The following is a 19,149-nucleotide window of genomic DNA, read 5'->3' as shown; positions in this document are numbered from 1 at the left end:
GCGCGGGGTGCTCTTATGCCGACACGGCTGCCGGCGCCACCGTCAGCACGCGCCGTTCGCGCAGCAGCGCCGTGAAGGCTTCCGCGGCCAGGGGGCGGCTGAAATAATAGCCCTGCATTTCGTCGCAGCCGTGCTCCGTCAAAAAATCCACCTGTGCGCGCGTTTCCACGCCTTCGGCGATGACGCGCATGTCCAGGTTATGCGCCAGCGAAATGACGGAACGGGCGATGGCCGCATCGCTGCTGCTGGTGGTGACGTCGTCGACGAACGATTTGTCGATCTTCAGCACGTCGATGGGGAAGCGTTTCAGGTAGCCCAGGCTGGAATAGCCGGTGCCGAAGTCGTCGAGCGAAATGCCCACGCCGATATCCTTCAGGCGCGTGAGGGCCGCCACGGCCTTGTCCGGGTCGCCCATCACCGTGCTTTCCGTGATTTCGATGCCCAGGCAGGCGGGCGCGATGGCGTATTTGCGCAAGGCCGCCTCGACGAACGGCACCGTGCGGTCTTGCGCGAACTGCTTGCCGGACAGGTTGACGGCCACCTTGATGCTGCCCAGGCCCGCGTCGTGCCAGGCGCGGATTTGCGCACAGACGCTTTCGAGCACCCATTCGCCGATGGCCGTGATCGAGCCATATTCCTCGGCCAGCGCGATGAACAGGCCGGGCGGCACCTTGCCCAGCACCGGGTTATCCCAGCGCAGCAAGGCTTCCGCGCCCAGCAAGGCGCCCGTGCGCAAGCACATCTGCGGCTGGTAGTGCACTTCGAATTCATCGCGGCCGATGGCGCCGCGCAGCTGCTGCTGCATCGCCAGGCGGGCGCGGATGTCGCTGCCCATGCGCTCCGTGAAGAAGGCGTAATGGTCGCGCCCCATTTCCTTGGCGCGCACGAGGGCCGTGTCGGCGTGGCGCAGCACGTCGTCGAGGCTGTCGCCATCGGCCGGACACATGGCGATGCCGATGCTGGTCGTCAGCGCCAGGCGCTCGCCATCGACGCTGAGTTCCTCGCGCAAGCCGGCCAGGATGGTTTGCGCCAGCGCAAGCGTGCGCCCCAGCAGGGCATCGTCCTGCAGCAGGATCTGGAATTCGTCGCCGCCCTGGCGTACCACCGTGTCGCCTTCGCGCACGCAGCCGGACAGGAAACGCGCCACCACTTGCAGCGCCTTGTCGCCCACGGCCTGGCCGTGCGAATCGTTGATGTTCTTGAAGCGGTCCAGATCCAGGCACATCAGCACCACCTGCTGGCTGTCGCGCAGGGCGTTCGCGCGCGCCTGTTCGAAGCGCTCGCGCAGCAGCACGCGGTTCGGCAAGCCCGTCAACGCGTCGTGGTAGGAGAGGAAATCGATCAGATGCTGCTCGGCCTTGCGCTCGCTGATGTCGAGGAAGACGCCGATGTAGTTGACGACGGCGCCGTCGGGGCCGTGCACGGTGGAGACGCTAAGCAGGCAGGGATAGGTGTCGCCGCTCCTGCGCCGCGTCTGCACCTCGCCCGACCAGCAGCCGCTGCTGCGCAAGCCCTGGCGCAGGGCCAGCAGCACGGCCTCGCCCGTGTATTCGGCGTGCAGGCGCAAAATGTCCGTGCCCACCACTTCCTGCGCCGCGTAGCCGGTGATGCGCGTAAAGGCGGGATTGGCCGTGACGATGACGCCGGCCGGATCGGTGATCAGGATGGCGTCCTGCGTCGCTTCGAAGACCTGGCCCGACAGGCGCAGCAATTCTTCATTGGCGCGGCGGATCTGCACTTCGCGCGCCAGCGTGCTGGCCACCTGCTCCAGTTCGGCCGTGCGTTCGGCCACGCGCCGTTCCAGGTTGGCGCGCTCCTGCGCCAGCTGCAGCTGCGCCCGCGCCAGGCGCACGTGGGCGTCCGTGCGGGCCAGGATTTCCTCGGCCTGGAAGGGTTTGGCGATGAAATCGACGGCGCCCAGCGCGAAGCCGCGCACCTTGTCGTCCGTGTCGTACTGGGCCGACAGGAAGATCACCGGCACCTGGCGCAGGGACGGTATTTCCTTCAGGCGGCGGCACACTTCAAAGCCGTCGAGGCCGGGCATGCGCACATCGAGCAGGATCAGCTCGGGCGGGCGCGCCTGGGCCGTCCACAGGGCCAGTTCGCCGTTCGGCGCCTGGCGCACCGCATAGCCGGCGCCGCCCAGCAAATCGCTCAACAGCTTCAGCGAAGCCGGCGTATCTTCAACGATCAGTACTTCGCCCTTCGAATTCACTTCCGAAAAATCGCGGTGCATGTAGCAGTTCTCTCAGCTTTGGATGAGGCGCGGCGGTCCGTTGCCGCGCTGGACAAGACATTTCTTTGCGATGAACTACGTACTATCATCATAATCTTTATTGCAATTTAGCACCATCCATCGGCGGCACTTAGTCCGTCTTTTCAGCGAATCCGATGTTGTCAGCCCACACTTTTCAAGCGTGCGCCAGCGCGCCCTCATTCTCCAGCAAGTCGCACAGCTGACGGTATTGATGCTGGTCAAGCATCGCCTGCAGCGGCGCCAGCACGGGCGCGGCCGCCGGCGGCAAGGCGCCCAGCAGCAGGGCCACCCTGGCCAGGTTCAATTCGCGCAGCGCCACCAGCAAGGCGGCGCGCTCTTCCCCGGCCAGCAGCAGCAAGTCTTGCGCCCGCAATGCCGGCGGCGCCTCGGGCGCCGGCGCCACGGGCAGCGGCACGGGCGCCGCCACGGGTGCCTCGGCCGCCTGCGCGGGTATGCTGAAACGGAAGGTGGCGCCCTGCCCCGGCATGGATTCCACCGTCAGTTCGCCTTTCATCAATTGCACGAATTCGCGCGAGATGGCCAGGCCCAGGCCCGTGCCATCCTTCGGTCCCGCGCTGTCGGCCTGCACGAAAGGCTCGAAGATGCGCTGCTGGTCTTCCGGGGCGATGCCGATGCCCGTGTCGCTGACGGCGAACGACAGGCGCCACGTGGCGTCATCGCGCCGCTCGCCGCGCACGCGCAAGGCGACCTCGCCGCCGCCGGCAAACTTGACGGCGTTCGACATCAGGTTCAGCAGCACCTGGCGCAAACGCGTCGCGTCAAGCAGCACGGCCGCCGGCACATCGGCGCAATCGAGGCGCAAGGCCAGCCCCTGCTGCTCGGCGCGCATGCCCAGCATGTCCATCACTTCCTGCAGCAGGGGCGCCAGCGCCACCACGGCCGTCTGCGCGTGCAGGCGCCCCGCCTCGCCCTTCGACAGTTCGAGGATTTCATTGATCAACGTCAATAAGTGATTGCCGGAGCGGTGGATGATGGCCAGGTTGCGCTTTTCATCGTCCTGCATGTTCGGCGAGGCGGCCATCAGGCGCGAAAAGCCGATCACGGAATTCAAGGGCGTGCGCAGTTCGTGGCTCATGTTCGCCAGGAAGGTGCTCTTGGCGCGGTTCGCCGCCTGCGCCTGGCTGACGGCCACCGACAGGGCGCTCGTGCGCTCGGCCACCAGTTCTTCCAGGTGATGGCGGTGGCGCAGCAGTTCCAGTTCGGCCTCGCGGTGCGCCGTGATGTCGTAGTTCGAACCCACCAGGCGCATGGGCCGCCCCTGCCCGTCGCGGAAGATCACGGCATCGGCCTTGATGTATCGGATGGCGCCATCGGGCCACAGGATGCGGTACTCGTGCGTGAAGGCCTGGCCGGCGCCCAGCGCGGCGCGCAGGGCCTCCTTGGCCGCCGGCACGTCGTCCGGCATCAGGGCCGCGCGCCAGATCGCCGCCGGCGCCATCGCGCTGTCCGCATCGGCCTTGAACTGCGCATACATCTGCTCGTCCCACTGCAAGGCATCGTTGATGACGTTCCAGTCCCAGATGCCGATGCTGGCCGCGCCGGTGGCCATCTGCACGCGCTCCTCGCTGCGCTGCAAGGCGCGGTAGCGGCTGTCGAGCAGCGCCACCATGTCGCGGATGGAACGGTACAGCGTGCGCAGCTCGCCCAGGAACCACGCTTTCGGCGGCGTGCCGGCCGCTTCGCTCTGCCCTGCCTGGACGCCGGCCGCATACTGGCCGATCGCCTTCAGGGGCTTGAGCATCAGACACCACATGAGCAGCCAGATGCTGGCCACCAGGATCACGTCGAGCGCCACGATCATGGCGCCGATGCCCAGCGCGCGTTGCCGCAGCTGCGCGTGCAGCAGGGCCGGCGTCGCATACACGGCCACGTTGCCGATGACTTGCCCGCCCATCGTCACGGGGCGCCGCTGCACCAGCCAGCCGGGTTCCGCGGACAGCGAGGAGAAACTGCCGATGGCGCCGGTCGCCGTGCGGCGCAGGACCAGCGCTTCCTTGCCGATGCCCGGCGTCAGGGAGCTGGCCACCAGGTCGCGCTTGCCCAGCGTGCTGCGCATGATGGCCTGCATCTGCTTTTCATCGAGATTCCACAAGGGCAGTTCGATAGCCACGGCCAGCTGGTCGGCGCTCAGGGCCAGGCTGCGGTGCAGCTGCTGCCAGCGCTGCTCGCGTTCGGACTGGTAAAACAGCACGGCAAACACCAGCAGCAGCGCAGTGACGACAAAGGTCAGCGCCACGCTGACGGCCAGCACGATGGAGACGCCGCCCAGGCGCGCGCCCTTGGATGCGTGAACCGTCATGCGTCTTCGCCCTGCGGTTCGCTGGCCAGCTGCGCCAGCAAGGCGCACAGCGGCTGGTACTGGTGCTGTTCCAGCATGGCGGCGATGTGCGCGGCCAGCTGCGGCAGGCTGGTCGCCACGCCGGCCAGCACGATGGCGCTGCGCCGCAAATCGAGGGCCCGCACGGATTCGAGCAGCGCCTGCCGTTCGGCCGCGCCCAGCTGGCCCAGCGCCTGCTGCAGGTCGAAGGCGGCCGCCGGCACGCGCGGCGGCGCGGCGGCGGTGCGCTGGAAGCGCACGCCCAGTTGCTGCTCCAGCATGGCGAACAGGTGTTCCTGTTCGATCGGCTTGCGCAGGAAGCCGTCGGCGCCGGCGGCCAGCGCCTCCTGCTTTTCTTCCTCGAAGGCGGAGGCGGTCATGATCACCAGGCGCGGCTGCACCAGCGCCGGCTGCGCGCGCAGCCAGCGCGTCAGCGCCAGGCCATCCATGTCCGGCATGCGCCAGTCGCTGAGCACCATGTCGTAGCGCTGCGCCGCCAGCATGGCTTGCGCCTGCACGCCGCCCGCCGCCTCCTGCAGCTGGAAGCCCAGCGGCGCCAGCAAGCCAGCCAGCAGCTTGCGGCAGTTGTCGTCATCGTCGACCAGCAGCACCGTACGCCCGCGCTGGCCCGCCGACAGGCGCGCCACGCGGCCCGGCGCCAGCGGTGCAGCGGCAGGGCACTGCACGCAGGGCGCGCGCAAGTCGAAGTGGAACACGGAGCCGGCCCCCAAGGTCGACTCGACGCGCAGCTCGCCGCCCATCAGGCGCACGAATTCGCGCGAAATGGTCAGCCCCAGTCCCGTGCCGGCCTGCGCCACGGCGCTGTCGGCCTGCACGAACGGTTCGAAGATGCGTTCCAGGTCCTCTTGCGCGATGCCGCTGCCCGTATCGCGCACGGCAAACGCCAGCGCCACTTGCCCATCCTTGTCTGCCTGGCAGGCCAGCGACAGGGTCACGCTGCCCTGCTCGATGAACTTGAGCGCGTTCGACAGCAAATTGAGCAGCACCTGGCGCAGCTTGGCGCCGTCGAGGCGCACCAGCGGCGGCACGCCGGAACGCTCCAGCCGCAGCGCGATGCCCTGGTCGCCGGAGCGCATGCGCACCATCTCGAGCACCTCGTCGAGCAAGCCGTTCAAGTCCACGGGCCCCGCTTGCAGCTGCATGCGGCCCGCCTCGATTTTCGACAATTCCAGGATATCGTTGATCAAGGTCAACAAATGATGGCCGGCGCGGTTGATGATGGCCAGGTTATGCTTTTCTTCCTCGAACATGCTGCTCGAATCGGCCATCATCTGCGAAAAGCCGATCACGGAATTCAAGGGCGTACGCAATTCGTGGCTCATGTTGGCCAGGAAGACGCTTTTCGCGCGGTTCGCCGATTCGGCCTCGGTGACGGCCACCGACAGGGCCGCCGTGCGCTGCTGCACCAGCTCTTCCAGGTGGTCGCGGTAGCCGAGCAGTTCCTGCTCGCTGTGCTTGCGCTCGGAAATGTCGACGATGCCGCTGCGCACCAGGCGCCGCCCTTCCATCGGCAGGCGCACCAGCCGCACTTCGCAGGGAAAGATGCTGCCGTCGGCGCGCCGCACATTGCGCTCGACCAGGATCGGTTCCCCCAGCATGGCGCGGCGCAGATGCTCTTCCATCATCAGTCCCAGCGGCAGGCCATCGGGCTGCTCGCCCGTGTACAGGTCGAACGGCCCGCGCGCCAGCAGCGCTTCGCGCGACATCCCCAGCATGCGCTGCGCGCTGCTGTTGGCGTCGATGAAGCGGTCCAGGTCCAGGTCATACACGACGATGGCTTCGGGCGCATGCTCGACGAGGATGCGGAAGCGCTGCTCGCTTTCGCGCGCATCGCTCTCGGCGCGGCGCAGGCGGCGGCGCTGCAGCAGCAAGGCGCTCAGCATGCACGCCATGGCGAGAAATACGGCGCCGGCCGACAGCACGGCGACGCGGTGCTCGTGCCACAGCTGCGGCGGACGGTTGAAGAACAGGGTGTGCGGCGGCAGCCGGCTGATATCCGCATCCCAGCGCTGCAGCTGTTCCCAGTCATACATGGGCACCGGGTGCGCCGGCGGCAGCAAGGCGCCCGGCGCGGCAGGCGCCTTGCCGGCCAACACGGCCAGCGACATCTGCGCCACCTGCTGCGCGGCCCGCTCGATGTGCAGGATGGAGCCGCCCAGGATGCCCTTGCCGACCGTCGCGTTATACATGCCAAAGGCGGGCACATTGGCCAGCCGCGCCAGCTGGGCCGCAAACTGCACCGGCGTGGCGATATTGCCGTCCACGTCGCGGTTGACATTGCCCGCCACCAGCAGCGTATCGGCGGGCAAGCGCGCCACGGCCGCGCGCATCTGTTCCAGGGTCAGGTCATCGAGGTAGCGCATGGCCACCTTGCCCTGCCACGCCTGCGCCGCCTGCTGCATGTTGCGCTTCAGGGCCTGGTCGGCCTCGCTGGCGCCGACGGCCATGACGATGGTCTTGGTCTCCGGGAACAGCGCCATGGCTTGCGCCAGCGTGCCGGCAAAATCGACGTTCGCCTTTTGCTGCCAGATGGAAGACGGACTGCCGGCCGGCAAGGCCTTGCCCGAGGTATTGATCGCCAGCACGGGCACGCCGCGCGCCAGCGGCGCCAGGTCCGACAGCAACAAATCGAGCGCCGGCTGCTGCATGGCGATGATCAGGTCGGCCTTGCGGCCCATCATCTTGGTGTATCTTAAAAGCAACAAATCGCGCATCTCATTGCGCAGCGCCGGGTCGCCCTGGGTATTCAGGTTCAGGTGCTCGACCATGATGTCTTCGCTGGCCAGGCCCGCGGCGGCCATGGCGGCCACATAGGTGCGCGTGTACGATTCCACGCCGGCGCGGCCGTAATCGTAAGCGTTGAGGAACAGCACGCGCTGCCCCTGGTGCGGCGCCGCCGAGGCCGGCGTCGCGGCCGGCACGGCGGCAGGGGCCGCGGCAACACAGCATACCAGCAGCAATGCGCAGCCACAGCGGCGCACCGCTGCCCTGCCCAGCCCGCCGCCAGGCACCTCACGCATCCTTCGCCATGCCCATGCTCACCCCCGCCTGTCACCATGTTTCAACTATGCGCTGACTGCTCAGCCACCGACACTTACAAAAACATGATAACGTCAACTGCAGGGGCAAGTCTATTCCTTAGGGCAATCTTTTGGTGATTGCCATGTCTTTCTATATGACCCAGGCGCCGCCGGTCATCTGCTGGCTGAGCGCGGCATGAACTCTTGCTGGCGTGCTGCCAGACATTGCGCTAGCATGGTCTTTTGCCCGGAAAGCGTCCATGACCATCACCCTGCGCCCCGCCCTTGATTCCGATATCGACGCCCTGTGGGCCCTGCGCACGGTGGCCGTGCGGGTCAGTTGCGCCACGCATTATGCGCCGGAGCAAATTACTGCGTGGACGGCTACACCTGTGCCGCCGGCGTATGCCGCCATGCTGGCCGCGGGTGGCGGCGTCGTGGCGATGCAGAACGAAACCATCGCTGGCTACGCCATGCTCGATGCGGACAAGCAGGAAGTGGAGGCCGTGTTCGTCGATCCGGCGCGCGCGGGACTCGGCATCGGCAAGCGGCTGCTGGCGGCGCTGGAGCAACTGGCGCGCGGGCGCGGCATTGCGCGTCTGCACCTGTCCGCATCGCTCAATGCCGTGCCGTTTTACCGGGCCGCAGGGTTTATTTCCTTGCGAGAGGAAGCGTATGCGCACCCCAGCGGCATCAGCCTGGCCAGCGTGGCGATGGAAAAGGCGCTGGCGGCCGCCTGAGCCTTCAGTCTTGGCCGGCTTCGGACTCGGCCAGGCATTGCTGCAGTTTCGCGATCAGCGCGCGCACTTCATCGCCGCCCAGGTCCAGCGGGTCGCCTTGCGCGCCGACGGCGATCAGGCAGATGGCCGAGCCGTCATACCAGGCGTCCAGGCGCTCTTCCTGATTATTCATATTATCTGGCTTCCTCTCGCAGGTCGGCCAGCAAGTCGCCCGGCGCCGCGATGCTGGCGCTGCCTTGCGGCACGGGAAACACGAAAGCCAACTGTTTATTCTCCGCCATGCCGGGCAGCCATTTAGCCAGAAAATCATCGAGCCCGATGGCGCGCGCCTGGAAATGTTCCCAGTCGCCGCTGGCGCACGCTTGCGCGAATGCCGCTTCCGGCCAGAACGGTATCGCCACCTTGCCGTCAAGCTGCGCCGTGGCCCAGCCGTCATGGTGCAAACCCCACACTTCTTGCGTATCGGCTACCTTGCGCACAAAGTAGGCATGGCGCTCGGCGGACTGTAGCCCCGCCACCTGTTTGAACTTGTCAGGATGCATGCTCGCCTCCTGCCTCGTCCCATACCCGCAGCTGCGGCGTGCACCAGCCTGTCACCATGTCGAGGGCGTCCAGTATCACGTCTTCCAGCGGCCCCTCTTGTGTGGCGGAACGCAATTCCTGCAGCAAGCCGGCCACTTGCTGCGCCGTCACGCCGCTGGCGCGGTAGCGCAACAGGATGGCGCGCAGCGTCAATAACCCTGCCCTGGCGTCCAGCGCGGCCAGCAAGTCCTTGTCGATGTCGGCGATGATGGTTTGCGGCATCTCAATCGGCCTCCCACGCGATGGCGGCCGGCCGCGCCCCGGCTGTCTTGAAGAATGCGACGAAGGCGTGCTGGCATTCTTCCACCTCCACGCACCACGCTTCCGGATACTCGTCCACCTGGCCATTGGCCAACAGGTAGCTGCAGCCGCCGTCCGCCTCCTCGTCGCCCAGCGAGTGGTAACTGAGATCGTCTTGCCCCGACAGATACATCAGCCAGGCGTTGCCGCCATTGCGCAGCATGCACAGGGCCGGGCCCTGTTCCGCATCCGCGGCCAGGGTCAGCCACAGTTCGCACTGGGCCAGAGTTCGCGCCTCCTGCAGCGCCTGTTCCAGCGCAGCGATGGTGTCAACGGCGCGCGGTTCGCCATGCAGATTCAATTCCATCGTCATGCCGGTTCTCCACTCTTTTTCCCGCTCAAATCGTTTGTCGCCAGCGCCGTGCTCAGGTACAGCTTGCCGCTCAAGTCTTTCAATAAACTGCTCTGGCGCAAACGGTCCATCACGGGGCCCTTCACTTCTGCCAGGTTCAGGCTGATGCCGCGCTTGGCCAGCGCGCTATTGAGTTCAATCAAGCCCAGCAAGGCCGTGCTGTCGATCTGGTTGACGGCTGACAGCACCAGCACCAGGTGGCGCGCCGTCGGGTGGCCGCGCAATTCGTCTTCCACCCTCTCCGTCACGGCCTCGACATTGCCGAAGAACAAGCCCGCATCTATGCGTAACAGCAAGACGTCCGGCAGAGTTTGCGCTTCATAGCGCTCCACGTTGCGGAAGTGCTCACTGTTCGGGATACGCCCCAGCACGGCGATGTGCGGGCGGCTGGCGCGCCAGATCAGGGTGCCCATCGACAACAGCACGCCGATCACCACGCCTGCTTCCACGCCCAGCACCAGCACACCGGCCGTCGTCGCCAGCAGGGCCAGCGCATCGCTGCGGTCGTAGCGCCACGACAGTTTCAAGGTGTCCCAGTCCAGCAGGCTGGACACGGCAAAGATGATGGTGGCCGCCAGCACGGGCAGCGGCAGCAGGGCCAGCCAGCCCGTGGGCGCCACCAGCGCCAGCGCCAGCAAGCCGGCCGTGATGATGCTGGCCAGCGGCGTGTTGGCGCCCGCCTGGAAATTGACGGCCGAGCGCGAAATCGAGCCCGTGACGGGGAAACCGCCTGACAGCGCGCTGGCCACGTTGGCCGCGCCCAGGCCCAGCAGTTCGCGGTTGGTATGCAGCTTTTCGCCCCGTTTTTGCGCCAGGGTCTGTGCGGCGGACATGCTCATCAGGAAGATGATGAAGGCGATCAAGAGCGCTGGCGACAGCAAAGTGCGCCAATGGGCGCTCGAGGTCGCCAGGTTCAGGCCCGGCAAGCCGCTGGGCACGTGGCCCGTCGTCTGCACGCCCATCGCTTCCAGGCCGCCATAGGCAACGAGCGCGATGCCGGCCAGCACCAGCGCCATCGGCGCCAGGCGCGCGCCTACGTCGGCCGCCACCTGGTTCAGGCCGCAGCGCCGCAGCAGGCGCGACGCGTACCGCTTGGCCAGCCACAGGAACAGCAGGCCGGACAGCCCAAGCACGAGGCTGGGCGCATGCCAGTGGGGAAGCGTCGCCCCCAGCAAGGGCGTGATCTGGCCCCAGATGATCAATATCGCGGCGCCATTGCTGAAACCGCTGATCACGGGGCGCGACAGGAAACTGGCCATGAAGCCCAGGCGCAGCACGCCGCACAGCAGCAGGACGAGGCCGCTGATGAAAGCCAGCTGGGCGGCCAGCACGATATACAGGGAGGAGCCGGGGTCGGCCAGCGGCGCCAGGGCGGCGGCCGTCATCAGGGAAACGATGGCCATGGGCCCCACGGATTGTGTCATGCTGCTGCCGACCAGGGCGTACAGCACGGGCGGCAAAATGCTGGCGTAGATGCCCACCACGGGCGGCAAGCCGGCCACCAACGCGTAAGCCATGCCTTGCGGCACCATCATCATGGCGACCACGATACCGGCGGTGATGTCTCCGGCCAACAGAGGACGCCGGTATTGCCTGAGCCAGAGCAGCATGAATGATCCCGAAATCTGAAAACCGAAGCCTATCATGCGACGAGGCCGGCTGACAGGGGGCACGGGATCAGTCTTGCAGCAATTGCGCCTTCACGGCGTCGAGGATTTCCCCCGACAGGGACTCGTCATCGACGGAACGGGCCAGCACCATGGCGCCCACCATGGCGGCAAACGTGGCGATGGCCTGCTGGCGCTGCTCTTCCGGCGCGCCGTCGGGCAGCAAGCCCTGCAGCAAGGCGAACTGCTGCTGCGTGGCCTGGGTAAACGCGGGACGCGCGCCGGGCGACATGCGCGCCACGTCGACGCCCATGGCCGCCGCCGGGCAGCCGCCGCCGGGCTGGTCGCGGTGTTTCGGGGTGAGGTAGTTGTCGATAATCGCCGGCAGCGCCCGCTGCGGGTCGCTGGCGACCTTCGCCCGCCAACCTTCCAGCGACTTATTCAAGGCATGCTGGCACGCCTCGATCATCAAGTCTTCCTTGGACGCGAAATGGCCATAGAAGCCGCCATGCGTGAGGCCCGCGTTCTTCATCAGGTCGGCCACGCCGATGCCGTCATAGCCCTTTTCGCGGAACAACCTTGCCGCCACCTCCACGATGCGCTCGCGGTTCAGCGCCGCCTGCTCCCTGCTCACTTTCATGCTGCCTCCCACATTTATGTCAACCATCATATAACTTTGCACCCGTTTGCGCCACTCTGTTAGCAAGCGCACCGTTCGATGCGGGTGCCGCGCCGATACTGGATAGTCGTTTCCAGGGAGGCCAGCATGAACGAGAACAAGGACCAGTCCGCCGGCAATTTGCAGCGCAGCATCCAGCAGGAGCAAGATCAGAAAGATAAACAGCCCGATGCCGCCAGGCAAGACAAACGCGACAGCAAATCCCCCGTGCAGACGGGCAGCCGCAGCCAGCCGGCGCCTCCCCTGCCCGCCCAGCACCTGGACAAGCCGGGCGTCGAAGGGCAGATGCAGCTGCAACCCCGTTTCCTGGCCCCCGACTACTGCGGCAGCGGCAAGCTGGCCGGCATGGTGGCCATCGTCACGGGCGGCGATTCGGGCATCGGCCGCGCCGTGGCCGTGCTGTATGCGCGCGAAGGGGCCGATGTCGCCATCATTTACTTGAACGAGCACGCGGACGCCCACGAAACCAAGCGCTACGTGGAAGCGGAAGGCCAGAGCTGCCTGTTGATTGCCGGCGACGTGCGCGACCAGGGCTTTTGCCAGCAAGCCGTCAGCCAGGTATTGGACAAGTTCAGCCATATCGACGTGCTGGTCAATAACGCCGCCTTCCAGGAACACGCCGAATCGCTGCTGGAGCTGAGCGAGGAACGCTTCGACCTCACCATGAAAACCAATGTCTACGGCTACTTTCACATGGCCAAGGCCGTGCTGCCCCACTTGCAGCGCGGTGCGTCCATCATCAACACGGGCTCCGTGACGGGCTTGCGCGGCTCGAAGCACTTGCTCGACTATTCCACCACCAAGGGCGCCATCCACGCATTTACCATGGCGCTGGCCGGCAACTTGATGGACAAGGGCATCCGCGTCAACGCCATCGCGCCCGGCCCCGTGTGGACGCCGCTCAACCCGGCCGACAAGTCGCCCGAGGACATCCGGCAATTCGGCGCGGACACGGACATGCGCCGCCCGGCCCAGCCCGAGGAACTGTCGCCCGCCTACGTCTTCCTGGCCTCGCCCGCCTGTTCCAGCTACATCAGCGGCATCGTCCTGCCCGTCACCGGCAGCGCAGGGGATTGAGCGATGGCGCGCGGGAACTTGCGCAAGACGGCCTGAACCACGCACCCGCTGCGGGCGCATCGCCAGGAAGATAAATGCATTGACTTTGAGCAGGCTTCTCGCTACGTTATGCACACAGCCTGCCACCCGGCAAGCCCTGTCATGCGTACGGAAAAATGGATGCCGAGTTAGATCAGCTTATCCTCAGCGGCGCCCCTGGCGGCGTTGTCATCACGAACGAAGACCATGTCGTCGTGCGCTGGACGGCCGGGGCGCAGCGCATTTTCGGCTATGCCAGCGACGAAACGCTGGGCCGCACGCTGTGGGAACTGATCTCGCTGCCGGGACAGGCCGAGGCTGGCCCGCTGATCGCCGAACAGCTGGCCCTGCACGGCAGCTACGACCGCGAATCGCTGCGGCGGCGCAAGGATGGCGAACTCATCTACGTCGACGTGGCTTGCCAGGCCGCACAAGCCGCGCCGGACGGCCCCCGCTACCTGATTTCCACCATGAAGGACACGACCTTGCTGAAGGCGGCGCGCGACGCCCAGTTCGTCGACGCGCGCTACCGCGTGCTGTTCGAGTCGACGCCGGACAGCGTCATCATGGTCAATGCGACGGGCGCCATCGTGCTGGCCAACCAGCAGGCGCAACACCTGTTCGGCTATGAAGAAGGCGAATTGAGCGGCAGGCAAATCGATAGCCTGCTGCCGCAGCGCCTGCGCCATGCGCACGTGGGGCACCGCGCGCGCTATTTCGACCAGCCGCGCACGCGCACCATGGGCGCCGACCTGGAATTGCTGGGCTTGCGCAAGGACAACGTCGAATTCCCCGTGGAAATCAGCCTGTCGCCCATCCAGACGGAAATCGGCACCTTCGTCATCAGCGCCATCCGCGATGTCAGCGACCGCCGCCGGGCCGAGCAAAAGTTCCGCGGCTTGCTCGAATCGGCGCCGGACGCCATCGTCATCGTCAACGGCGATGGCGAGATCGTGCTCGTCAACTCGCAAACGGAACGCCTGTTCGGCTACTCGCGCGCGGAGTTGCTCGGGCGCAATGTGGAAGTGCTGATCCCGGCCCGCTACGCGACCGACCATCCGCGCCACCGCCAGGCCTTTTCCACGGCGCCGCGCGCCCGCTCCATGGGCGCGGGCCTGGAACTGTACGGCTTGCGCCGCGACGGCACCGAGTTTCCCGTCGAAATCAGCCTGTCGCCGCTGGAAACGGAGGAAGGCATGCTGGTTTCGTCGGCCATCCGCGACATCACGGAACGCAAGCGCATCGAGCGCACGCTGAACGAACAGAAAATCGAGCTGGAACGGGCCAGCCAGGCGAAGGACCGCTTTCTCACCAGCATGTCGCATGAACTGCGCACGCCGCTGAACGCCATCCTCGGTTTCGCCCAGCTGCTGGCCAATGAAGCCCTGCCCGCGACCGCGCTGCAAAAGCGCACCTTCGTGCAAAACATCGTCACCTCGGGCCGCCACCTGCTCACCCTGATCAATGAAATCCTCGACCTGGCGAAGATCGAATCAGGCAGTCTGAGCCTGTCGATGGAAGCGGTGACGCTGCCCGCGCTGATCGAGGAAGTGCGCGTGATGGTGGAAGAACAGGCGCAGCAGCGCCAGATTCACCTGGTGTTTCCAGCCTGCGAGGCGCTGACGCTCAGGGCCGACCATACGCGCCTCAAGCAAGTGCTGCTGAACCTGCTGTCAAACGCCATCAAGTACAACCGTCCGGCCGGCAAGGTGGAGCTGGAAGTCTCGCAGCCCGAGGCGCAACGCGTGCGCATCGCCATCCGCGACACGGGCAAGGGACTGGACGACGCGCAGATGGCCGAGCTGTTCCAGCCGTTTAACCGCCTGGGACAGGAGGCGGGCAGCGAGGAAGGCACGGGCATCGGCCTGGTCGTCACCAAGCGCCTGGTGGAGCTAATGGGCGGCAACATGGGCGTGCACAGCTGCCTCGGCGTGGGCAGCGTGTTCTGGATCGAACTCGATACGATGACTGCGCCGCCCGCCGGGCAGGCGGAAACGGAATGCCTGCCCGTAGCCGCCGGCGATGCCGTCGATGCCGGGGACGATGCCGGCGGCCAGGCGCTGCTGCTGTACGTGGAAGACAATCCGGCCAGCCTGCGCCTGGTGGAAGACATCGTCAGCTTCCTGCCCCACCTGCGCTTGATTTCGGCCACCGACGCCCGCCAGGGCATCGCGCTGGCGCTGGAACGCCGCCCCGACGTGATCTTGATGGATATCAACCTGCCCGGCATGAATGGCAACCAGGCGCAGCGCATCCTGCGCAACGATACGCGCACGGCACACATCCCCGTCATCGCCCTGACGGCGAATGCCATGAAGGGCGATATCCGGCATGGCCTGGCCGCGGGCTTTTTCCGCTACCTGACCAAGCCCGTCGAAATCACCCTGCTCAACGCGGCCATCGAGGAAGCGCTGCAGCTGGCGCGCGCCGTCCTGCCGTTCAGGCAAGAGGACTGAAGGCCAGCTTTTTCATCGCCGCATCGAGTCCCTTCGCGCTGCGCGCATAGCCATTCCACGGCGCGTTGCCCACGTCGAGGCGGCTGTGGACATTGCCCACGTTCCATTGGTCGCCCGCTTTCAGCTTGTCGAGCTCATCCCAGGCCAGCGGCACGGAAATGCCCAGCCCGGAACGCGTGCGGGCCGACCAGGCGCACACGGTGGTGGCGCCCCGGCCATTGCGCAAATAATCGATGAAAATCTTGCCGACCCGGTTGGCGGGACCGCTCTTGACGACAAAACGCGCCGGGATGTGCTGCGCCATGTGCGCCACGATGGCTTGCGAAAACGCCTTCACCGTCTCCCAGTCGTGTTGCGGGCGGATCGGCACGACGACGTGCAAGCCCTTGCCGCCGCTGGTTTTCAGGAACGCGGGCAAGCCCAGCTGCGTCAAAAAGGCCCGCAGCAGCACGGCCGCTTCCCGGATGGCTGGCCAGGCCACGCCCTTGCCCGGGTCCAGGTCGAACACCAGGCGGTTCGGCGTGTCGTAGGCGCTGGCCAGCGCATTTTGCGTGTGAAACTCCACCACATTCCACTGCGCCGCCGCCAGCAAGCCTTGCAGGCTGGCCACTGCCAGCATGGGCGGGTGCCCGGGGTCCAGCCGGGCATCGAGCTGCTTGACGCCGGGCATGGCCGACGACTCCGCATGTTTCTGGAAGAACAACTCGCCGCCCACGCCGGCCGGCGCGCGCACGAGCGACACGGGCCGGCTGCGCAGGTGCACGAGCATCAGCCTGCCCACCAGCGCGTAATAGCGCACCAGATCGATCTTCCTGGCGCCGCTGTCCCTGTCGATGACCCGGTCCGCATGGCTGACCCTGAAACTGGCCGGCAAGGCGCCGTCCGGCGTGGAGGTGTTCTGCATCGTCTTCTCCCTGTCGATCGGGCCGCCGCCGGTGTCGAATTCCTGGCGCAGCCCGCATTTGAGCTTGACACCGTCCCCGGAACGGCGCGTGGCCTTGAGTCTAGGCCGCCGCGGCACCTGGCGCGGTACGCCAGCTAACAGAGCGCCCGCCCCGGCAAATGTAAGTGTTTGTAATTAGATCAAATCGTTGTCAACGCGATTGCCGTGCGGCGCGTTTTTGGCTCAGTGACAGGGGAAATGCATCTCCTGAACTACAACCCCACTTCTCGAGGAACTGCACCATGAAAAAAGTAATCGCTACTCTGATCGCCGGCTTGTTCGCTACCGCAGCCTTTGCTCAAACGCCAGCCGTGCCTGCCAAGGCCGAAGCCAAGCACACCAAGGAAGTGGCAAAAGCAGAAGCCAAGGAAACCAAAGCCGTAGTCAAAGCCGATGCTAAAGAAGCAGTCGTCGCCGCCGATGCCAAGGCCGATGTCGCCAGCGCCAAGGCCGACGCAGCCGCCACCAAGGCAAAAGCCCATCACAAAGCGAAAAAAGCCAAAGCCAAGGCTGACGAAGCCAAGACTGAAGCGACCGCAGCAGCAGCCAAGTAATTCCCTCCGCGCATTTTCAGCGCCACACAAAAAGACAGCTTCGGCTGTCTTTTTGCATTTTCATACCGCCTTCTTCAATGAACGTCGCTTAAATCACCTGATTGTAAGAAAGTGTAAACAAGGTCAACCATAACCTTTCGGGGCGCGTTTTCTGCTCAGTGACACGGGAATCATCCCGGCACCGACAGACATACCAGACAAACCACCACAGAGGACTGCACCATGAAAAAAGCAATTGTTACCCTGATCGCCGGCCTGTTCGCTACCGCAGCCTTTGCCCAAACCCCGGCAGCGTCGGTCCCCGCCAAAGTGGAAGCGGCGCACACCAAGGCTGTCGTCAAAGCCGACGCCAAGGAAGCGCAAGCCGTCGTGAAAGCGGATGCAAAAGAAGCGAAAGCCGTCGTCGCCGCGAAAACGGAAGTGGCCAGCGCAAAAACGGAAGCAACTGCCACCAAGGCCAAGGCGCACCACAAAGCCAAGAAAACCAAGGCCAAGGCCGACGCAAAACTGGCTTCGGCCACCGCTGCAGCGCCAGCATCTGTACCAGCGCCAGCAGCCACCAAGTAATCATCGACACACCATCACTTACCACTTGCCAGGAAAATAAAATGAAAAAAGTTATCGCTACCCTCATCGCCGGCCTGTTCGCTACCGCAGCCTTCGCCCAAACCCCTGCCGCCCCGGCAGCGTCGGTTCCCGCCAAGGCGGAAGCGGCCCACACGAAAGCCGTCGCCAAGGCAGAGGCCAAGGAAACCAAGGCTGTCGTGAAAGCGGACGCCAAGGAAGCGGTCGTCGCAGCCGATGCGAAAGCCGATGTCGCCAGCGCCAAGGCCGACGCCAAAGCCACCAAGGCCAAGGCCCATCACAAGGCCGGCAAAGCCAAGGTAAAAGCGGATGCGGCAAAAGCGGACGCCGCAGTTGCTGCCACACCGGCAAAGTAAGCCAAATGTAGCCACGCAAGCGCATCCGCCGGGTCTGCGCTTGCGTGGCCACTTCCAGTACCAGGGACAGCTTCGGCTGTCCTTTTTTGCATGGCGCTCGTCCGGCGCGCCTTCACGCAAACTTCATCGAACAGGCCAGCTTGCGCGCGACAAAACGGCGCAATTGGGCGACACTGGCAATCCGACCATCGCCACGAGAGCTGTCCATGCGCCGCCTGCCGTTTTCACTATTGAGTGCCCTCTTCCTGTCATGCCCTGTCCTGGCGCAGGACAGCGCCCCCGCCACCCTCGATCAAGTCCTGCAAGCCCAGGATGGCGACAGCCATGACGACTTGCGCGCCGTCGTCGTGCTGCGCGACGGGGCCATCGTCGCCGAGCGCTATTACAACGGCGAGACGGCCGACACCCTGCACGACATCCGCTCGGCTGGCAAGAGCATCACCGCGCTGCTGGTCGGTGCGGCCGTGGCGCGCGGCCAGCTGGCGACAACAAAAACGGTGGGCGGCTACTGGCCCGAAGTCGCTGCCAGCCCGGCGGGCAAGGTCGTCCTCGACGACTTGCTGACCATGCGTTCGGGCCTGGCCGCCTTCGATGAAGACGAACACTCGCCCGGCAATGAAGACAAGCTCGATGCAGCGCCCGACCCCGCCGCCTTCGTGCGCGGCGTGCCGGCCGCAACAAAGCCGGGCAGCATCTACCGCTACAACTCGCTGGGTTCGTACATTGCCGGGCGCGTGGTGGAAAACGCCAGCGGTGCCGACCTGGAAGACTACGCCGCCAAGGCGCTATTCGCGCCGCTGGGCATCACGCGCTGGAGCTGGGGCCGCGACGTGGCACGCCACCCTAAAGGCCAGGGCAACCTGTCGCTGCGCGCGCGCGATACGGCAAAAATCGGCCAGATGGTGCTGGACGACGGCGTATTTGACGGCAAGAGAGTGATCGACGCCGCCTGGCTCAAGGCAGCGCTGGCGCCGCGCGTGGCCATCGGCGCCGTCGACCGCTATGCCGACAGCTACGGCTATTTCTGGTACGCGAAGACGCAGGACGTGGCCGGGAAAAAGATCGCCGTGCATTTCGCCTCGGGCAATGGCGGCAACAAGATCTACGTGATACCGGCGCGCCGCATGGTGGTGAGCATCGCATCGAGCGCATACGGCAAGGGCTACGGGCAGCGCCGTTCGGAAGACATCCTGAAAGCCATTTTGGCCGCGGATGCCACGCAGATGTAAGCGATTGTAATGACCGTCAACGCAAGCGTCCGGGG

16 protein-coding genes and 1 pseudogene are annotated in these 19,149 nt (G+C 65.7%); 7 read left to right on the top strand and 10 right to left on the bottom strand.

Annotation, left to right across the window (positions count from 1 at the left end; translation table 11 throughout):
* Positions 1-13: 13 nt before the first annotated feature.
* The 3 genes from OX459_RS07980 to OX459_RS07970 form a co-directional block, all read right to left on the bottom strand.
* Entirely contained in the window at positions 14-2,236 is a 2,223-nt protein-coding gene (locus tag OX459_RS07980) for an EAL domain-containing protein (protein WP_289904501.1), read from the bottom strand.
* A 175-nt stretch (positions 2,237-2,411) separates the two neighbouring features.
* Entirely contained in the window at positions 2,412-4,577 is a 2,166-nt protein-coding gene (locus tag OX459_RS07975) for an ATP-binding protein (RefSeq protein WP_289904500.1), read from the bottom strand.
* Positions 4,574-7,636, bottom strand: coding sequence for a PAS domain-containing hybrid sensor histidine kinase/response regulator (locus OX459_RS07970; RefSeq protein WP_289904498.1), 3,063 nt, complete (start codon positions 7,634-7,636; stop codon positions 4,574-4,576). The genes OX459_RS07975 and OX459_RS07970 overlap by 4 nt, the downstream gene beginning before the upstream one ends.
* A gap of 260 nt (positions 7,637-7,896) precedes the next feature.
* Between OX459_RS07970 and OX459_RS07965 the strand changes: the two genes are divergently transcribed.
* Positions 7,897-8,376, top strand: coding sequence for a GNAT family N-acetyltransferase (locus OX459_RS07965; RefSeq protein ID WP_289904497.1), 480 nt, complete (start codon positions 7,897-7,899; stop codon positions 8,374-8,376).
* A gap of 4 nt (positions 8,377-8,380) precedes the next feature.
* Here the strand turns inward: OX459_RS07965 and OX459_RS07960 are convergent, their stop codons facing one another.
* The 6 genes from OX459_RS07960 to OX459_RS07935 all read right to left on the bottom strand — a co-directional run bounded on the left by OX459_RS07960 (position 8,381) and on the right by OX459_RS07935 (position 11,857).
* Positions 8,381-8,548 carry a hypothetical protein gene (locus tag OX459_RS07960; RefSeq protein WP_289904496.1) on the bottom strand — a complete coding sequence of 56 codons (168 nt, stop codon included), beginning with the start codon at positions 8,546-8,548 and terminating at the stop codon, positions 8,381-8,383.
* A 1-nt stretch (position 8,549) separates the two neighbouring features.
* Positions 8,550-8,918 (bottom strand): DUF2750 domain-containing protein, encoded by a 369-nt coding sequence (locus OX459_RS07955; protein WP_289904495.1) that lies wholly within the window; start codon positions 8,916-8,918, stop codon positions 8,550-8,552.
* Entirely contained in the window at positions 8,908-9,180 is a 273-nt protein-coding gene (locus OX459_RS07950; RefSeq protein ID WP_289904493.1) for a hypothetical protein, read from the bottom strand. Before OX459_RS07950 ends, OX459_RS07955 begins: the two co-directional genes overlap by 11 nt.
* 1 nt (position 9,181) lies before the next feature.
* Positions 9,182-9,571 (bottom strand): Imm1 family immunity protein, encoded by a 390-nt coding sequence (locus tag OX459_RS07945; RefSeq protein WP_289904491.1) that lies wholly within the window; start codon positions 9,569-9,571, stop codon positions 9,182-9,184.
* Positions 9,568-11,220 carry a sulfate permease gene (gene sulP, locus OX459_RS07940; RefSeq protein WP_289904490.1) on the bottom strand — a complete coding sequence of 551 codons (1,653 nt, stop codon included), beginning with the start codon at positions 11,218-11,220 and terminating at the stop codon, positions 9,568-9,570. Before sulP ends, OX459_RS07945 begins: the two co-directional genes overlap by 4 nt.
* Positions 11,221-11,287: 67 nt before the next feature.
* Positions 11,288-11,857 carry a TetR/AcrR family transcriptional regulator gene (locus OX459_RS07935; RefSeq protein ID WP_099667387.1) on the bottom strand — a complete coding sequence of 190 codons (570 nt, stop codon included), beginning with the start codon at positions 11,855-11,857 and terminating at the stop codon, positions 11,288-11,290.
* 126 nt (positions 11,858-11,983) lie between these two features.
* Here OX459_RS07935 and OX459_RS07930 point away from each other — a divergent pair, with 126 nt between their 5' ends.
* Together OX459_RS07930 and OX459_RS07925 are read left to right on the top strand one after the other, a co-directional pair.
* On the top strand, positions 11,984-12,973 hold the full coding sequence (locus OX459_RS07930; RefSeq protein ID WP_289904488.1) for an SDR family oxidoreductase: 990 nt from the start codon (positions 11,984-11,986) through the stop codon (positions 12,971-12,973).
* 155 nt (positions 12,974-13,128) lie between these two features.
* Positions 13,129-15,447: a PAS domain S-box protein gene (locus tag OX459_RS07925; protein ID WP_289904486.1), complete on the top strand. Its 2,319-nt coding sequence runs from the start codon at positions 13,129-13,131 to the stop codon at positions 15,445-15,447.
* On the opposite strand, the pseudogene ligD reads toward OX459_RS07925, so the two are convergent.
* A pseudogene (gene ligD, locus OX459_RS07920) lies at positions 15,431-16,327 on the bottom strand (non-homologous end-joining DNA ligase); the annotation flags it as partial. The gene OX459_RS07925 and the pseudogene ligD sit on opposite strands and share 17 nt — an antisense overlap.
* 305 nt (positions 16,328-16,632) lie before the next feature.
* On the opposite strand from ligD, the gene OX459_RS07915 reads away from it, so the two are divergent.
* From OX459_RS07915 to OX459_RS07900, 4 genes are all read left to right on the top strand, one after another.
* Positions 16,633-16,944: a hypothetical protein gene (locus tag OX459_RS07915; protein WP_099667384.1), complete on the top strand. Its 312-nt coding sequence runs from the start codon at positions 16,633-16,635 to the stop codon at positions 16,942-16,944.
* A gap of 222 nt (positions 16,945-17,166) precedes the next feature.
* Positions 17,167-17,511, top strand: a complete 345-nt coding sequence (locus OX459_RS07910; RefSeq protein WP_289904484.1) for a hypothetical protein — start codon at positions 17,167-17,169, stop codon at positions 17,509-17,511.
* Between the two features lie 41 nt (positions 17,512-17,552).
* Entirely contained in the window at positions 17,553-17,885 is a 333-nt protein-coding gene (locus OX459_RS07905; protein ID WP_289904483.1) for a hypothetical protein, read from the top strand.
* Positions 17,886-18,091: 206 nt separating this feature from the next.
* A complete protein-coding gene (locus OX459_RS07900; RefSeq protein WP_289904482.1) occupies positions 18,092-19,114 on the top strand; it encodes a serine hydrolase in 1,023 nt (340 codons plus the stop codon).
* Positions 19,115-19,149: the final 35 nt, after the last annotated feature.

This window comes from Janthinobacterium sp. SUN026, from assembly GCF_030397625.1.
GTDB classification, from domain to species: domain Bacteria; phylum Pseudomonadota; class Gammaproteobacteria; order Burkholderiales; family Burkholderiaceae_D; genus Janthinobacterium; species Janthinobacterium kumbetense.
The sequence above is the reverse complement of the archived record's forward strand: the minus strand, read 5'-3'. Positions and strand labels throughout refer to the sequence as shown.

Coding starts and splice junctions, on each gene's coding strand:
- OX459_RS07980 (WP_289904501.1), bottom strand. CDS start 2,236: ATGCACCGCGATTTTTCGGAAGTGAATTCGAAGGGCGAAGTACTGATC.
- OX459_RS07975 (WP_289904500.1), bottom strand. CDS start 4,577: ATGACGGTTCACGCATCCAAGGGCGCGCGCCTGGGCGGCGTCTCCATC.
- OX459_RS07970 (WP_289904498.1), bottom strand. CDS start 7,636: ATGCGTGAGGTGCCTGGCGGCGGGCTGGGCAGGGCAGCGGTGCGCCGC.
- OX459_RS07965 (WP_289904497.1), top strand. CDS start 7,897: ATGACCATCACCCTGCGCCCCGCCCTTGATTCCGATATCGACGCCCTG.
- OX459_RS07960 (WP_289904496.1), bottom strand. CDS start 8,548: ATGAATAATCAGGAAGAGCGCCTGGACGCCTGGTATGACGGCTCGGCC.
- OX459_RS07955 (WP_289904495.1), bottom strand. CDS start 8,918: ATGCATCCTGACAAGTTCAAACAGGTGGCGGGGCTACAGTCCGCCGAG.
- OX459_RS07950 (WP_289904493.1), bottom strand. CDS start 9,180: ATGCCGCAAACCATCATCGCCGACATCGACAAGGACTTGCTGGCCGCG.
- OX459_RS07945 (WP_289904491.1), bottom strand. CDS start 9,571: ATGACGATGGAATTGAATCTGCATGGCGAACCGCGCGCCGTTGACACC.
- sulP (WP_289904490.1), bottom strand. CDS start 11,220: ATGCTGCTCTGGCTCAGGCAATACCGGCGTCCTCTGTTGGCCGGAGAC.
- OX459_RS07935 (WP_099667387.1), bottom strand. CDS start 11,857: ATGAAAGTGAGCAGGGAGCAGGCGGCGCTGAACCGCGAGCGCATCGTG.
- OX459_RS07930 (WP_289904488.1), top strand. CDS start 11,984: ATGAACGAGAACAAGGACCAGTCCGCCGGCAATTTGCAGCGCAGCATC.
- OX459_RS07925 (WP_289904486.1), top strand. CDS start 13,129: ATGGATGCCGAGTTAGATCAGCTTATCCTCAGCGGCGCCCCTGGCGGC.
- OX459_RS07915 (WP_099667384.1), top strand. CDS start 16,633: ATGAAAAAAGTAATCGCTACTCTGATCGCCGGCTTGTTCGCTACCGCA.
- OX459_RS07910 (WP_289904484.1), top strand. CDS start 17,167: ATGAAAAAAGCAATTGTTACCCTGATCGCCGGCCTGTTCGCTACCGCA.
- OX459_RS07905 (WP_289904483.1), top strand. CDS start 17,553: ATGAAAAAAGTTATCGCTACCCTCATCGCCGGCCTGTTCGCTACCGCA.
- OX459_RS07900 (WP_289904482.1), top strand. CDS start 18,092: ATGCGCCGCCTGCCGTTTTCACTATTGAGTGCCCTCTTCCTGTCATGC.